General features: G+C 65.4%; 21 protein-coding genes and 1 pseudogene. All 22 read right to left on the bottom strand.

Annotated elements, in window-relative coordinates; all coding sequences use genetic code 11:
• Positions 1 to 99: 99 nt before the first annotated feature.
• Positions 100 to 312 (bottom strand): helix-turn-helix transcriptional regulator, encoded by a 213-nt coding sequence (locus AT302_RS15420; protein ID WP_058380355.1) that lies wholly within the window; start codon positions 310 to 312, stop codon positions 100 to 102.
• A gap of 10 nt (positions 313 to 322) precedes the next feature.
• Positions 323 to 574: a helix-turn-helix transcriptional regulator gene (locus AT302_RS15415; protein WP_058379179.1), complete on the bottom strand. Its 252-nt coding sequence runs from the start codon at positions 572 to 574 to the stop codon at positions 323 to 325.
• Between the two features lie 84 nt (positions 575 to 658).
• Positions 659 to 2,890, bottom strand: a complete 2,232-nt coding sequence (locus tag AT302_RS15410; RefSeq protein ID WP_064675093.1) for a DNA cytosine methyltransferase — start codon at positions 2,888 to 2,890, stop codon at positions 659 to 661.
• A 110-nt stretch (positions 2,891 to 3,000) separates the two neighbouring features.
• A complete protein-coding gene (gene ssb, locus AT302_RS15405) occupies positions 3,001 to 3,504 on the bottom strand; it encodes a single-stranded DNA-binding protein (protein ID WP_058379178.1) in 504 nt (167 codons plus the stop codon).
• Between the two features lie 27 nt (positions 3,505 to 3,531).
• The gene (locus tag AT302_RS15400) at positions 3,532 to 3,765 is read right to left on the bottom strand and encodes a hypothetical protein (RefSeq protein ID WP_058379177.1); all 234 of its coding nucleotides are present in this window, start codon (positions 3,763 to 3,765) and stop codon (positions 3,532 to 3,534) included.
• A complete protein-coding gene (locus tag AT302_RS27630) occupies positions 3,762 to 3,938 on the bottom strand; it encodes a hypothetical protein (protein WP_157125798.1) in 177 nt (58 codons plus the stop codon). Before AT302_RS27630 ends, AT302_RS15400 begins: the two co-directional genes overlap by 4 nt.
• A 4-nt stretch (positions 3,939 to 3,942) precedes the next feature.
• A complete protein-coding gene (locus AT302_RS15395; RefSeq protein ID WP_058379176.1) occupies positions 3,943 to 4,308 on the bottom strand; it encodes a hypothetical protein in 366 nt (121 codons plus the stop codon).
• Between the two features lie 7 nt (positions 4,309 to 4,315).
• Complete coding sequence (locus AT302_RS15390) at positions 4,316 to 4,627, bottom strand: hypothetical protein (RefSeq protein WP_064675092.1); 312 nt, start codon at positions 4,625 to 4,627, stop codon at positions 4,316 to 4,318.
• Positions 4,620 to 4,925 carry a hypothetical protein gene (locus AT302_RS15385; RefSeq protein WP_058379174.1) on the bottom strand — a complete coding sequence of 102 codons (306 nt, stop codon included), beginning with the start codon at positions 4,923 to 4,925 and terminating at the stop codon, positions 4,620 to 4,622. The genes AT302_RS15390 and AT302_RS15385 overlap by 8 nt, the downstream gene beginning before the upstream one ends.
• Positions 4,926 to 4,938: 13 nt before the next feature.
• Positions 4,939 to 5,472 (bottom strand): hypothetical protein, encoded by a 534-nt coding sequence (locus AT302_RS15380; protein WP_058379173.1) that lies wholly within the window; start codon positions 5,470 to 5,472, stop codon positions 4,939 to 4,941.
• Positions 5,417 to 5,794 carry a hypothetical protein gene (locus AT302_RS15375; protein ID WP_058379172.1) on the bottom strand — a complete coding sequence of 126 codons (378 nt, stop codon included), beginning with the start codon at positions 5,792 to 5,794 and terminating at the stop codon, positions 5,417 to 5,419. The genes AT302_RS15380 and AT302_RS15375 overlap by 56 nt, the downstream gene beginning before the upstream one ends.
• The gene (locus tag AT302_RS15370; RefSeq protein WP_058379171.1) at positions 5,791 to 6,765 is read right to left on the bottom strand and encodes a phage Gp37/Gp68 family protein; all 975 of its coding nucleotides are present in this window, start codon (positions 6,763 to 6,765) and stop codon (positions 5,791 to 5,793) included. Before AT302_RS15370 ends, AT302_RS15375 begins: the two co-directional genes overlap by 4 nt.
• The gene (locus AT302_RS15365) at positions 6,758 to 7,141 is read right to left on the bottom strand and encodes an ASCH domain-containing protein (protein WP_058379170.1); all 384 of its coding nucleotides are present in this window, start codon (positions 7,139 to 7,141) and stop codon (positions 6,758 to 6,760) included. Before AT302_RS15365 ends, AT302_RS15370 begins: the two co-directional genes overlap by 8 nt.
• Positions 7,142 to 7,143: 2 nt before the next feature.
• Positions 7,144 to 7,923: a hypothetical protein gene (locus AT302_RS15360; RefSeq protein WP_058379169.1), complete on the bottom strand. Its 780-nt coding sequence runs from the start codon at positions 7,921 to 7,923 to the stop codon at positions 7,144 to 7,146.
• A gap of 10 nt (positions 7,924 to 7,933) precedes the next feature.
• On the bottom strand, positions 7,934 to 8,137 hold the full coding sequence (locus AT302_RS15355) for a hypothetical protein (RefSeq protein ID WP_058379168.1): 204 nt from the start codon (positions 8,135 to 8,137) through the stop codon (positions 7,934 to 7,936).
• 3 nt (positions 8,138 to 8,140) lie between these two features.
• Positions 8,141 to 8,398, bottom strand: a complete 258-nt coding sequence (locus tag AT302_RS15350; RefSeq protein ID WP_058379167.1) for a DUF6440 family protein — start codon at positions 8,396 to 8,398, stop codon at positions 8,141 to 8,143.
• 51 nt (positions 8,399 to 8,449) lie between these two features.
• Positions 8,450 to 9,280 (bottom strand): DUF2303 family protein, encoded by an 831-nt coding sequence (locus tag AT302_RS15345; protein ID WP_058379166.1) that lies wholly within the window; start codon positions 9,278 to 9,280, stop codon positions 8,450 to 8,452.
• 33 nt (positions 9,281 to 9,313) lie between these two features.
• Positions 9,314 to 9,667, bottom strand: a complete 354-nt coding sequence (locus tag AT302_RS15340; protein WP_058379165.1) for a hypothetical protein — start codon at positions 9,665 to 9,667, stop codon at positions 9,314 to 9,316.
• A gap of 36 nt (positions 9,668 to 9,703) precedes the next feature.
• A complete protein-coding gene (locus AT302_RS27985; protein ID WP_058380354.1) occupies positions 9,704 to 10,006 on the bottom strand; it encodes a DUF4406 domain-containing protein in 303 nt (100 codons plus the stop codon).
• 96 nt (positions 10,007 to 10,102) lie between these two features.
• Positions 10,103 to 10,362: pseudogene (locus tag AT302_RS28440) on the bottom strand (dATP/dGTP pyrophosphohydrolase domain-containing protein); the annotation flags it as partial.
• Between the two features lie 628 nt (positions 10,363 to 10,990).
• Positions 10,991 to 11,791: a hypothetical protein gene (locus AT302_RS15325; RefSeq protein WP_064675091.1), complete on the bottom strand. Its 801-nt coding sequence runs from the start codon at positions 11,789 to 11,791 to the stop codon at positions 10,991 to 10,993.
• On the bottom strand, positions 11,788 to 12,477 hold the full coding sequence (locus tag AT302_RS27930; RefSeq protein ID WP_174554611.1) for a hypothetical protein: 690 nt from the start codon (positions 12,475 to 12,477) through the stop codon (positions 11,788 to 11,790). The genes AT302_RS15325 and AT302_RS27930 overlap by 4 nt, the downstream gene beginning before the upstream one ends.
• Positions 12,478 to 12,483: the final 6 nt, after the last annotated feature.

The raw sequence follows: 12,483 nt of genomic DNA, 5'->3' as shown, positions 1-12,483 counted from the left end.
GGTAGTTTGCCTGATTTTTCGCTCTGGCTACCCATCTAGCTACCCACTTTCGGGGCGCTGCGGGTGTGGCACCCGTGTTGCGCGGATGCCACTATGGTATCAGCGAGTGGCCTTGTTACGCTCGATCATCGCATTGATGCTGTCGGCTGTGATACCGCTGGAACGCTTCCCGATTTTCACCAGCTCAAGTTCCCCATCTTTGACCAGGCGGTAGATGGTGGAGCGCGAGACGCCCAACTTCGCCTCGGCCACGTTGATGCGATACAGAAGCGCGCCGCTGGCTGGCGCGACGCCTTGCATGACTGCGCTCATGGCGGCCACCTTACGCAGTCTTGGCGCCGGGCGCGGCGGCCTGCTGACGCTCTTTCTTGCGGGCAGCAATCCACGCTTCCACCTCGTCGGCATCCCAGCCCACGCGGCGCGGCGACACGCGGAAGCGACGGGGGAACTCGCTGCGCTTTTCCATATTCAGGATGGTTCGGGCGCACATGGGCACCTTGGCGAGGACTTGCTCGTGGCTGTAGATGCGCTGGCCTTCTTGGCCCGCGCCTGCTTCATTCTTTGTTTCGGTCATTTCGGAATCCTTATAGTTCGTGTAGTTGCCTGCTGATGCCCATGATTGCAAACGTGCTGGGCACCAGCGGGCCATGATTTCCGATTACGCGACTTGCCCCATGAAGGCCGCTTCGTGGCGGAAGTTGGCCCGCACAAGGGCCTCGGCCTGCGCCGGCGACACGCTGTTTCCGCACATGCGAACCTGTGCGGTGACGGTCAGCGGGACGCGGGGGATAGCCAAGGGGTCGGCAACCTGCACGCCCTCCTTGAAGAGCAGCAGCGGGTCGGGGATCTCGTGGATGATGTAGCTGTCGGGGAACGCCTGGGCGCGGTACAGCTCGCGCGCTTTCAGCATCCGCAGCGTGATGTCCACCAGCACCCACCAGATGCCGTCGTAGCTCATCAGCACCAGGTCGGCGGGCTCTGGGAAGTGCTCGGGCAGATGTTCATGCAGCAGTTCGGCGCAGCGGCGGGCCTTCGCCCGATGTTCCGGTGACAAGCAGTCCGCCGGCACCTGCACCGACTGCACCAGGCCCATACGGCCCTTGGTCGGCAGAGTGTGCATCGGTTCGTCCGCCTTCTGCCACTGGCCGCCGCTGCTGTAATACTTGACCAGGTAGGCCGTTACCAACTGCTGATTGCTGCCCGACGAGGTGATGGTGGACATGGGCGCTTCCGCAGCCCGCCCAGAGCCGTCGTAGAACCCGCCGTTGGCCTGCTCGAAAAAGGCCGACGCCAGGGCGCTCGGGACGCTGCTGGCCGTAACCGAATTGAGCGGAGTTTCCAGGGAGCGGACGCCGTTGCTCCACCGCTTCGCGCCGGTGCTGCACGATTCGCCATGCCCCATATCCACCAGGTTGGCGACGATCAGGGCCTGCTCGCCACGATGTGCGCCCGTGACCGTCGGCAAGGGCTCCGCCGGCGTCGTTCCAGCGCGCTCGCCGTGGTGCGTCAGGTGGGCCAGATGCGCGGCCACCAGGGCCTGCTTCACCCCACCAGCTACGACGGTTCCCAGTGGGGCCTCGATGTCCTGCACGCGCGGCTGCTGGCCCTCGCGTTCGCCGTAGCCGATGGTGACGAGGTGCGCGCCTACCATCGCATGGTGCGTGCCGCCGGCGGAGATAGTCGAAAGCGGCTGCTCGATGCTATGACCGCCCATGTGGGCATCGCTGGTGCCGCGCAGCGGGGCCAAGGTCGGGGCGACGACGGAGAAGTGGCCGCCCTTCACCTGGGCGCAGACGGTGCGCAGCGGCGCGTCGGCGGGCATGGTGCGCTGGTTGCTGGCGTTGGCGTGCTCGGTGAGGAACGGCACCAGGGCCGGCGCCACGATGGCGCGGTGGTTCTCCGTGGTGAGCGTGCCGAACGGCTGGTTTGCAGCCACGGGTTTGCCGGAATAGGCTGGGCCGCCGGCACCAGCCATGAACGGGGCGAGCACGGGCGCGCCCAGCATGTGGTGATTGCCGGTCGTCACGGTCGGCAGCGGTTCATCGGCAGCCGCGCCGGAGTGCTCGGTGGTGTTGGTGACGATGAACGGCTTGGCGCTCGTCAGGACGTGGCGGTACAGGCCCTTGGCGACGCGCCGCTGGGTATTCACGGCCAAGGGCTTCTTGCGGTCGAAGATGCTCTCGGCGGGCAGGCTGAAGTCGATGCACTCGGCGGCAGTGCGGTACGGGGCCAGGGAGCCGGCCAGCACTTCGCGCGAGGTCGGCTCGCCGTGGGTCTGCTCGGGCCAGATGATGGGCAGGCCGTCGCGGCGCGCCACCAGGAAGAGGCGCTTGCGAATAGTCGGGGCGCCGTTGTCGCACGCGCGCATTTCACGCCAGTCCACTTTGTAGCCGTGCTGGCGCAACTGCCGGATGAAGCTATCGAAGGTCTTGCCCTTGCGCTTCGGGTCGGGGTAGAGCTTGCCGTCCTCTCCGACGATGACCGGCCCCCAGGTCTGAAATTCCTCGACGTTCTCCAACATGATGACGCGCGGGCGGCAGAGCGCAGCCCAGCGCATCGTGACCCAGGCCAGTCCGCGAATCTCCTTGGAAACAGGCGTTCCGCCCTTCGCCTTCGAGAAGTGCTTGCAGTCCGGCGAAAGCCAGACCAGGCCCACCGGCTGGTTGCCGGTTACTTCGATGGGATCCACATCCCATACGCTCTCGCAGAGGTGCTTGGTGTAAGGGTGGTTGATCGCGTGCATCGCCAGAGCTTCGGGGTCGTGGTTGATGGCGATGTCCACGGGGCGCCCGAAGGCTGCTTCCAGTCCGGTGCTGGTGCCGCCGCCACCGGCGAAGTTGTCGATGATGAGTTCTCCGGGGAACGGCAGGGCGAGTTGCGGGCGCAGCATCTGGCGGGCTCCTTGCAAAAAATTGGGGCGCTCGCGGCGCCCCTTGTAGGTGATGGTGTTGGGTAGGCCCTCGTCGGGGCCTGCACGTTGATGAAGCAGTCGTGCGCTGCTCAATCAAAAGGGATGTCGTCATCCATGTCGGCGAAGCCACCGCCACCGGACGGCGGTGGAGCTGGCTTAGAGGCCGGGGCACCGCGCGCGGGCGCGGAACGCTGCTGCTGGCGCGAAGGCTGGGCCGACGATTCGCCGCCATACTGCTGGCTGCCACCGTCGCCACCGCCACGCTGGCCCAGCATCTGCATTTCCGTGGCCTCGATCTCGGTCGTGTAGCGGTCTTGGCCGTCCTTGTCCTGCCACTTGCGCGTGCGGATGCGGCCCTCGACATACACCGACGAGCCCTTGCGCAGGTATTCGCCGGCGATTTCGGCGAGGCGGCGGTAGAACACCACGCGATGCCATTCCGTGATTTCCTTCTTCTCGCCGCTGGCCTTGTCCTTCCAGCTATCGGTCGTCGCCAGGCGGACGTTTGTCACGGCGTCGCCGTTCGGCATGTAGCGGGTTTCGGGGTCGGCTCCAAGGTTGCCGACGAGGATTACTTTATTGACTGAAGCCATGCTGTTCCTTCTCTCATTCTGTGGCCGTCAGTGCGCGCGCTGCCTGCGCACGAACTCATGGGCCAGGTTGCGGGCAGCGCCGTCGATGGGGAGCCGCCCCTTGTCCATCATCCCGTTGCGCCAGCCGTGCCAGTAGGACTTGCTCTTGTCGCTGCCGGGTTCGGGCAGGCCGTCCAGGCCGGCGAGATAGCCCGCCATACAGTCGTCCTCGTCCAGCACGTCCAGGTCGCGCACCGATGAAAGCGGCTGGTACTCGCTCACGTCACGCGCTCCCAGATGGAATCCAGCGTGTCCGCCTGCTTCTGGGAAAGAGCGCGATCCTGCGCGAGCTGGCGCTCGATGCTGTCGATGAAGCTGCGCTCCCAGTCGGTCAGCTTGGCCTCGCGGTCGATGCAGTCCTTCACCATCTGCTGGTGCTCGTCGTGGGCGCTCATGGCATCAGTCCTCGTCGTCGCCGGAGCGTTGCAGGCACTTGATCGTCACGCCGTCGGGCGCTTCGATGACAAGGGACGGCTGGAACCCGTTGCGGTAGTCCTGCGCCTCGATGCGCATGGGCCAGCGCGGGAAGTCGCGGTCTTCGCTGTCCGGGTCGTGGTTGGCGACGCCGATCAGCCAGCTACCGCTGTTGCCGGGGCAGTGCTGGCCGGTCACGATGATGCCAAGTTGGGGCTGGCCGTCGATGGCCGGGCCAAGCACGAGGTATTCAATCGGCTTGCCGCTGGCGCAGTTGTCGTAGTCGTCCTTGAAGTGCTGGACTTCGCCGAAGGTGTCGTCGCTGTAGCCCTCGAAACGCAGGATAGGCATGGTGGAGTTACTCCTTGGAATGGGGTTGATGTTGTGGCGCAGTTCGCGCGCTGTTCTTCAGTTCGGCAATCAGGCGGCGCACGCCGCGCTTCTGCCTCGACGTGCCGCGCTCTATCCAGAGGCCGGTGCCGGGCCAAAAATCAACCGTGCGCCCGTTCGCCATCACGATGAGGTGCGCGCCCTCGTTCTTCGCCTCGAAGGCGATGCCGGCGGCGGCAAGCATCTTGGCCGACGATTCGCGGTTGCTCGCCCGCTTTTGCCGGCTTTCTTCCTGCATGGCGGGTCGCACGTCCCGCCAGTAGTCGCCCATGTCACCCATGACGCGCCTCCCGCTCGGTGCGGGATTCGTCCAGGCGCAAGCACGATTCCGCCACGGGGAACCAAGGGCAGTCCCAGTCCAGCAGATAGCGCGCGCCATTGGCGTACATGCCATCCGGCGACGCCGGGCGCTCATAGAAGCCGGTCACGCGCAGGGCGAATTCGATGCCTGCCGGGTTCGTGTAGATCACTGGGTCGCCAGCCTTGAACTGCAAGGGCTGGCCGTTCTCCGGGGCGAATGGCTTTTTGGCGTCGTGCCGGGCGGTGACTTCCTTGGCCCATTCGTAGTGGCTGCTCATGGTCGGCGTCCCCCTACAGGCTCTTCAGGATGGATTGGAGCTGCTTCAACTTTTCAAGGCTCTGGGCGTTTCCTTCCTGTTCCTGCTCGATGGTGAGCGCAGCTTCCTCGACCTGGGCGGCCAGTTGCTTCAGGCGGGTGCTGAAGTCGTCGGCCAGCGCCGTGATCTGGCTGGACAGGTTGCCCAGGATTTCGAGGGGAGACTTGCTCGCCGGCGCGGCGCTGGCGGGTGCTGCTGATTGGACGGCTTGAGGCGCCACGGCGGTCTTGTGCATGGTGATGATTTCCTTCTTCGGGGTGGGCTGGGGCGTTCTGATGGCGTGGCGCTGGAAGCAGCCGGGTTCGGGCTCGCGGACGAGGCCGATTTCGCGCAGCGTCGCCAGGCAGCCACGCACGGTATGCAGGTCGGCGTTGCTGCGCTCGACCTCCTTCAGGGAGTGCCGAATTTGGCTCGCGGGCCAGGCTTCCTTGATGGGGACGACCTCGAAGACCTTACGCGCCAGCGCCGTTTGCCCCTGAAGGATCTTGTTGAGCTTGCCGGGGGTCATGGTTCAAGCCCTCCCGTGCGGGGGGGGCGACGCTGCGCGCAATCACCCGGTAGATGTCCTCGATCACGGTGGCGTCCTCGATGGCGCCGCCGAAGACTTCATCCACGACCTGGCCCAGCAGTTCGCGCGAGATTTCGGGCGGCAGGACACCCGCCGGCGCGTCATCGGTCGGCTCCGTGAGCGCCAGCAGCAGGGCCGCGTTGGCTTGCGTGAGCGCGGTGGTCAGCGCGGCGACGCCGTGCTGGCTGGTTTGCACCTCAAGGCGCGATTTCGCTTCCACGATGTCATCGCGCATGGACTTGAAAACTTCTTTGTCGGTCATTGAGCTATCTCCGGGTATCCGTCATGCAGCAGGCCGTCCAGCGTCCGGCCCGATTTCGATTTGCCGACACGCAGCATCACCGCGCCGCCGTCCTTCGTGCTATCGTTCTCGAAGCAATGCACGGTTCCGGCGTCGGCGACGATGAACGCTGGCACGCGCTGGGCGCGGCCCATCGACGTGTCGTATTCCTCGTCCTCTTCAGGTGGGCGCCAGTCGCCCCATTGCTTGAAGTGGAAGGCGACGCCGCCGGCGCGGCACTGTTCGCGCAGCGCGCGCACCCAGTCGGGGTTCATCGGGCGGGAATCGGCGGAACCGCTCTCGCCACCGACGATGACCCAGTGCAGGCCGCCGTCGGCAGGCTTGCGCAGCTCCATCTGTCGCTTGCCCGCGTGGGTGCGGAAGTTGCCCGTCGGCTCGCTGAAGATGTGGAACCGAAGATCCACGCGGCCCAGCAAGGGCTCCATCGACAGGAACCGCACGGCTACCGGCAGCGCCAGCAGCTTCGGAATGTCGCGGTCGGCTTCTTCCTGGCTGGTGATGGTCGCGCCCACCCAGACGTTATCGGGGATGCCCTCGGGGAACATGGCGGCCAGCATCTTGTCGGCATTGCCGATGCGCTTGGTCAGCAGCAGCCAGTCCAGGTGAGGCGTGGCGAGGATGAGGGCAGCCAGGTCGCGGCGCCATTCGTCCGGCACCTGGTTGTCGAACACGTCGGCCAGCGAGGCGCAGAAGACGCGGTAGCGCACGCCCAGACGGGCCGCCGTGGCGTTCCACTTCGCCGGCTGCGCCCAGTTCGATGCACTGGTGCGGCGGCGTGGTGCGCCCGGCCCCCAGTTGATCGCCACGCCGCCACCGAAGCGGGCATTGCGCGTTTCAGCGTAGCAGTGATCGCAGCCAGGCCCGACTTTCTGGCAGCCCTCCCAGGGGTTGAACGTGTGGTGCGTCCATTCGATTTTCGAGTTTTCAGCCATGAGGCCCTTCCTGTTCTTGTGTTGGGTCGAAGAACCCCAGGTGCCCGCGCACGGCCTGAAACGGCAGCGTCACCGCATCCTTCAGGACGAATCCATGCTTCCCGAAAAACCAGGGTGAAGGACTGTCTTCGACGCATCCGACGATGGTTGCGCGCCCGACGATGCCGCCGCGCTCCAAGTTGTCGAAAGGGGGAATCGTGATTCCGAGTTGCGCGGCCAGGTCGGCCCCGTCTTCGTACTCGGCGCGGGTCATGCCCTTGGCGGCATGAATCAGGAACTGCCCCCGGTATCCCGTCGGCCATGACCTGTTCTCGATGTCCTTGTAGCCGTTTGCAATCAGCCATGCCCAAGGCTGGCGGATGGAGAGGGCCTTCATGGTCAGCCCTCTTTGCCGGCCTGCTGCTGGGCCTCGATCTGCGCGCGGCGCGTGTCGTAGTGCTCGCGGCAGCAGAAGCCCTGCCCCATCCAGAGGCTGTTCGACGGCCTGCCGCAGTAGCAGGCGGGGAACGGGCCGGAGCGGTTGGCGTCGAAGTACGCCTGCGCCTCCTTGCCGTAGGGCTCGTCTTCGTCTGGGATGAAGCCGGGGCCGACGAGGCCGTTGTGGATCCAGCTCATGGCTTCTTCGGCACCCTTGCCGTGCTGCCATTCAATCCATGCGGCCTGCTGGGCCACTGTCATGTCGTGGATGATCTTGCCCAGGTCGTTGAGGGTTTGCTTCAGGCGCGCGATTTCGTCGCTTTCCTTGGGCTGCGCCGGGTGTTTCGGCCAGCCCGGCAGGCCAGTGGCCACGGCGCCGCCGGCGGTCGCGTACCACTCGATCATTTCCGCCACGCGGCGCACGGCGCGCTTGTCCTCTTCCTGCTCGTCGCGGGTTTGCGGGAACATCGCGCCGCGTCGCGCGGCCTCGTCGCCCACGGCGCGGATGGCGGAGACGATGCCCTGATAGGCCACCGGCGCGCCGGGTTCTTGCTCGCCTTCGGGCTTCAGCAGCGTGGGCAGCGCGCAAATCAGCAGGAAGCGCCACACGCTGCGCCAGTCGTCGAAGCCGACTTCGGCGCGCACCTTGTGGTACTGGTTGTTGTAGGCTTCGTGGCAGGCTTTCTCGTCATTGGCGAGGGCTTCGCAGCGTTGCGCGAAGGCGGGCTTGTTCTGTTCCATTGGGGTGTCCCTATCGTTTTTCGGTTGCAATCCTGGGGAACTGCATCGGCAGGATGTCGCCCGGCATCGTGCGTCCGTCCAGGTCGGTGTCGATCACGACGGCGCCGCACTTCGAGCACCACCGGACGACGGTGTAGGCATCGGGGGCCATGCTGTACGGCTGTCGCCCCACCTCGCGCAGGTCGTGCGCGCCACGGTCGAATGCGCAGGCCATGAGCTATTCCGCCTTGACGCAGATGTGCTTGCCCTCGGCGTCAAGGCGCGGCGTGATACCGCCGCCCGGCGAAACGAGGTATTGGCATCCGGTCAGCGCGTCCGTGACGGGCTTGATGCCGCTGCGGCCACCGCCCCATGAACCCTTGTCGGTGTCGTCGCGTCCGATGGGCGTGAGGGAAATGACCCATGAGAAAACAAGGCCGACGACGAACAGCCAGAACAGCCAGAGGGCAAATTGCTTGAGTGTTGCGAGTTCCATGTGCGGGGCTCCTTTCCCGCCCAGGCTTGCGCCCAGGCGGGGCGCTGGTGGTTACGGCTTGCCGGAGACGACAGGGAAGCCGGTCGCTTCCTTGATGCGGCCCAGCTCGTCGGTGACGGCGGTCTTGAACACGCGGTCGGGGCGGATGAGCTCGTACCAGAAGGTCAGCTTGCCGTCCTTCTCCCGGTACTTCAGGCGCGCTTCCAGCGGGTAGGCACTGGTGCTGCCGTCGAACACCGGCAGGCCCAGGGTGAAACGCTCGAACGCCTGCATGGTCGTCCGGGTTTCCTGCGTCGAATCATCGACGAACTCGAACTGCACGCCGCCGTCTTGCAGATTGACCTTGCTGCGCAGCTTCTTGTCGGAGTTGGCCTCGAAGCCCAGCGCCATCTTCAGGATGTCGGCACCGGACGGCATACCGGCCACGCTGGCGATGTCGGACAGGTTTTCTTCCAGCCAGGCGGCGAAGTCGATCTGGCTGAAGTGCTGCTTGTTGCGGGACAGCCAGCGTTTCCATTCCACGGCTTGCGCGGGCTGGAACTTGCACTGGTGGTCACGCCACTGGGCCGCACCGGCGTCGGTGCCGTGGTCGTTGAGAACGCCGATCAGGTTGAAGCGGCTGGCCTCGGCGTCGATGTCCGCGAAGATGGTGGTGGTGTCGGTGACGCCGTGCTTCTTCGTGTAGTGGATGAAGCTATCGGTGTCGGTGATCGTGACCTCGGCGCGCTTGCGCGTGGGCACGGGCAACAGGCTCTCCAGGTCGTGGACTTTGTAGCCGTCGGGCACGGCCACGAAGGGGATGCCGCCGTGGCTGGTCACGGGCTGCACGCTGGCAGCGCCGGCGGCGAGCGCGGTCTGGATGTTGTCGGTGGTTTGTTCCATGAGGAATAGGCTCCTTGGTTGCGGGTGGTGGGATTACTGGACGGCCTTCAGCTCGCGCACCGGGTCGGGTGCGACGGCCTTGAGGTCGAGCTTGGTTTGGCGCGGGTCTTCGCCAATGAGGTTGCCTTCGGGCGTCGCCCAGAGCAGCGATTCGGGCGGCAAGCCCTTGGGCTTGGTGATGCTCACGTCCGCCTTGACCGCCATCGCGCCGGCGGTGGAGGGCTTGACGGCAATCTTCAGCGTCAGCGTGCCGGCCTTCTGGTGCGAAGCGACGGCGTTGATGAGTTCGCTGAACTTCGCGCCCGCCACGTCCATGATGGGCAGCAGGTCGCCGTCCTCGGTTTCGAGGCGGACGGATGCGAGGTTTTCGTTAAGCGGCTTCGACATTTCGGGATTTCCTTTCAGGTTGGTGGGTGAAGCGGGCTACGCGGCCAAAGCCACGGCGTCCGCCGGGGCCTGGATGTCCGTGGCGTCCAAGATGTCGATGCCGACGCGGTGGGCGACGTGCATTTCCAGATGGGCGCCCTCGGATTTCTGCCAGCCGGGCAACATGGCGATGGCGTCGCAGCCCAGCAGTTCAAGCAAATCGACCCGCAGGCAGTCCTTCCAGCCCTTGCCGGGATCAGGGTTGAGGTCGGCGGGATTCACCGCGTCGTAGCCCAGGTCGCGCAGGCGCGCGGCTTCGGCGTGGAAGGCCGGGAAGTTGTGCTCCGGCAGGCCGGACATCGGGCCGCTGATGTAGATGCGGCGCTTCTTCGGCTTGCTGTGCTCGATGGCCTTGTTGGGGTCAGAGGTACGCCAGTCCGGCCAGTCGCGGGCCTCGTTCTTGGCCTGCTTCGCAGCCAGCGTGCGGATGATGACTTTCGGCGACGCGCCGGCGCGCCATCGAGGGCCAGAATCACCACGTCGATCCACTCTTCGATGTCGTCCGGCTTGCTGCCGATTTCGCGCAGTTCCTTCTTGATGTGGTCGATCACGCCCTGGGTGCGGCGGCCCGGCCCGAAGGTCTTGCGCGAGAACTCGGCCTGGCGCTCCAGGTGCGCGTAGAAGTCGAAGGGCTTGCCGCCACGGCGCGGGTACATGGTGTCGGGCATGGCGCGCCCGAACAGGGCGTAGGGGCCATCCTCGGTGTCGTAGATTTCCAGCAGCATCCAGCCATCGCCGTCGGGCGGTGTGGGCGTCCAGTAGCTGCAATCCGGGTCGCCGGAATCGAAGTAGCGTTCCGAAACGTCGTGGGGTGCATCGGATTCCATGCTGACGAAGGCCGATTCGATGCCGAACACGGCCAGCAGGTCGTCGTAGCGCACGCCCTCGTCGCAGGCGGGCAGATCGGGATGGGTGAGGTGGCCGTTTTCATCGCGCACGATGGCGCGCGGTGCCAGCAGTTTTTCACGCAGGTCTTGCAGGTCTGGGCAAGTGGATTTGCTCACGGGCAGTCCTTTCTTGGGGATAGGGATGTGGCCCCGCGCTCGTCCAGCTCCCGCCTCATGCGCGCCCAGGTGTCCGGGTGCATGATGAGAAAGTTGCCGACGAGCATTGCGTGGGGGTCGGGGATTTGCGGGATGACGGTGCGGGTTGCTCGCCACGGCTTCCACGGGCGCGAGAACAGGCGTTCCCGCCACGCGCGGCGAACCTTGACCGGCGGGCCGGCCACGGTGAGCAAGGGGTTTGTCCGCACCTGCATCCCAATGAGGGAGCCGGGCGGGTAGTTCATGGCTGCGGTGTTGCGCCCATGAAGTCGAAAAGGGCGATCAGTTCCGCGAATTCGCTCTGGCCGCCACCGCCGGGGTTGAGAAGCCCCGTATCGTTCACGCTGGCAGGGTCAAGGAAGCAACTGTCGGCGATCAGTCGGCGTAGCTTCGCTTGCTCGCGGCTGCTGGCGTCGAGCCGGTCGATAAAGGCTTTCGCCTCTTGCCAGTCGCGCTCTTCCATCTGGAATCGGTTGCTCCGGCGCCATGCGAACCCGCCAAGTTCATAGGCCAGATAATCGGGCTCGGAGCTCCATGCACCTTCCAGCAGCGCCCCGGTGATGTCGCAGGTGTAGAGCGCGTAGCTGTCCTCTTTCCCGAAGTAGATGCGCCCATCGTTGGAATATCGGTCATATCCCAGTTCTTCGAGCTTCTTGTCCAGGGCGGAGGAAGATAGCGTCATTGATTCGACGCTTCCCTTGTCGCCCTCGATTTCCAGCCAGTAGGCGTCTTCGAGCGGCTTGACGCATTGCCTTTTGATGAAGGCGATACGGCCCTTCAGCGATTTCGGCGGCTGATCGCCCCACGCTTTCACGGGATCCGGCAGCGGTGCTGGCGGAAAAGCCTTGTTGTACGCCTCGATGCCAGCGTCCGTGAGCGAGTAGCCGAAGCTCTTGAAAACGGGGTCATGGCGCTGAAGCAGGCCGGCATCGGCCATGCGTTCGGCTTCCTCCCAGTCCTTCTCGTCCAGCAGCATCGGGGCGCCGAAGTTCATCATGCTGGTGGCAACCTGGCTAAGGATTCCGGTGCTGTTCCCGCTCATGCTTCACCCCTTTCCTCGCTATCGGTGGCCACCAGCGGAACCGAATCGACGATGCCCAAGATTTCGTTCAGGGCGTCATACTTGCTGATGCCGTTCGGTTCCAGGTAGCGGTGCAGGACGCCCAGCACCTTGCGCAGCGCCTGCTTGGCTTGTTGGCCGTCGGCAGTCGACGGGGAGTTCTGGCTAACCAAGTAGGGCGCGGCGGCCAGCAGGCCCGCTTCCGTGCTGATGGACGGGTCGATCAGCCGGCCAGCGGCGGCGTGCCGCTCCGCGCATTGAGCCTCGGCAATCTGGAAGGCGTCGGTGGCGCGCTCCATGCGCGGGCCGCCGGCCAGGGTGATGCGCTCGCCGCGCTCCCAGAGGAACATGCAGAAGTTCGCCACGTCGCGCGGGTCGCCCTTCCAGAGGTGGCCCACCAGCATGTCGGTCAGTTCGTCGCCGGACACTTCCGCCTTGTCCTCCCAGCCGCCGCGCCCCTTCGCGCGCGCCACGGCCAGCTTGTCCTTCAGCACGGCGGCGAAGCGATCCACGGCCTCATCGTCGGGATGGATGGCCTTGGCGTGCTCTTCGCTGTGCCCGAGTTCGCCGCACGGCTCCCAGCACCGGGAACGGTTCGTGCAGGCGTGCTCGCCCATGTGAGCGCCGTCGGGGCAGACCGCCGGCGCAGCTTGTTGAACGGTGCTCATGGACTT

It is taken from the genome of Pandoraea norimbergensis, assembly GCF_001465545.3.
Classification (GTDB): domain Bacteria; phylum Pseudomonadota; class Gammaproteobacteria; order Burkholderiales; family Burkholderiaceae; genus Pandoraea; species Pandoraea norimbergensis.
The sequence above is the reverse complement of the archived record's forward strand: the minus strand, read 5'-3'. Positions and strand labels throughout refer to the sequence as shown.

Bases quoted from the DNA above. Each gene is read 5' to 3' on its own strand.
- AT302_RS15420 (WP_058380355.1), bottom strand. From the start codon at position 312: ATGAGCGCAGTCATGCAAGGCGTCGCGCCAGCCAGCGGCGCGCTTCTG.
- AT302_RS15415 (WP_058379179.1), bottom strand. From the start codon at position 574: ATGACCGAAACAAAGAATGAAGCAGGCGCGGGCCAAGAAGGCCAGCGC.
- AT302_RS15410 (WP_064675093.1), bottom strand. From the start codon at position 2,890: ATGCTGCGCCCGCAACTCGCCCTGCCGTTCCCCGGAGAACTCATCATC.
- ssb (WP_058379178.1), bottom strand. From the start codon at position 3,504: ATGGCTTCAGTCAATAAAGTAATCCTCGTCGGCAACCTTGGAGCCGAC.
- AT302_RS27630 (WP_157125798.1), bottom strand. From the start codon at position 3,938: ATGAGCGCCCACGACGAGCACCAGCAGATGGTGAAGGACTGCATCGAC.
- AT302_RS15395 (WP_058379176.1), bottom strand. From the start codon at position 4,308: ATGCCTATCCTGCGTTTCGAGGGCTACAGCGACGACACCTTCGGCGAA.
- AT302_RS15390 (WP_064675092.1), bottom strand. From the start codon at position 4,627: ATGGGTGACATGGGCGACTACTGGCGGGACGTGCGACCCGCCATGCAG.
- AT302_RS15385 (WP_058379174.1), bottom strand. From the start codon at position 4,925: ATGAGCAGCCACTACGAATGGGCCAAGGAAGTCACCGCCCGGCACGAC.
- AT302_RS15380 (WP_058379173.1), bottom strand. From the start codon at position 5,472: ATGACCCCCGGCAAGCTCAACAAGATCCTTCAGGGGCAAACGGCGCTG.
- AT302_RS15375 (WP_058379172.1), bottom strand. From the start codon at position 5,794: ATGACCGACAAAGAAGTTTTCAAGTCCATGCGCGATGACATCGTGGAA.
- AT302_RS15370 (WP_058379171.1), bottom strand. From the start codon at position 6,765: ATGGCTGAAAACTCGAAAATCGAATGGACGCACCACACGTTCAACCCC.
- AT302_RS15365 (WP_058379170.1), bottom strand. From the start codon at position 7,141: ATGAAGGCCCTCTCCATCCGCCAGCCTTGGGCATGGCTGATTGCAAAC.
- AT302_RS15360 (WP_058379169.1), bottom strand. From the start codon at position 7,923: ATGGAACAGAACAAGCCCGCCTTCGCGCAACGCTGCGAAGCCCTCGCC.
- AT302_RS15355 (WP_058379168.1), bottom strand. From the start codon at position 8,137: ATGGCCTGCGCATTCGACCGTGGCGCGCACGACCTGCGCGAGGTGGGG.
- AT302_RS15350 (WP_058379167.1), bottom strand. From the start codon at position 8,398: ATGGAACTCGCAACACTCAAGCAATTTGCCCTCTGGCTGTTCTGGCTG.
- AT302_RS15345 (WP_058379166.1), bottom strand. From the start codon at position 9,280: ATGGAACAAACCACCGACAACATCCAGACCGCGCTCGCCGCCGGCGCT.
- AT302_RS15340 (WP_058379165.1), bottom strand. From the start codon at position 9,667: ATGTCGAAGCCGCTTAACGAAAACCTCGCATCCGTCCGCCTCGAAACC.
- AT302_RS27985 (WP_058380354.1), bottom strand. From the start codon at position 10,006: ATGTCCGGCCTGCCGGAGCACAACTTCCCGGCCTTCCACGCCGAAGCC.
- AT302_RS15325 (WP_064675091.1), bottom strand. From the start codon at position 11,791: ATGAGCGGGAACAGCACCGGAATCCTTAGCCAGGTTGCCACCAGCATG.
- AT302_RS27930 (WP_174554611.1), bottom strand. From the start codon at position 12,477: ATGAGCACCGTTCAACAAGCTGCGCCGGCGGTCTGCCCCGACGGCGCT.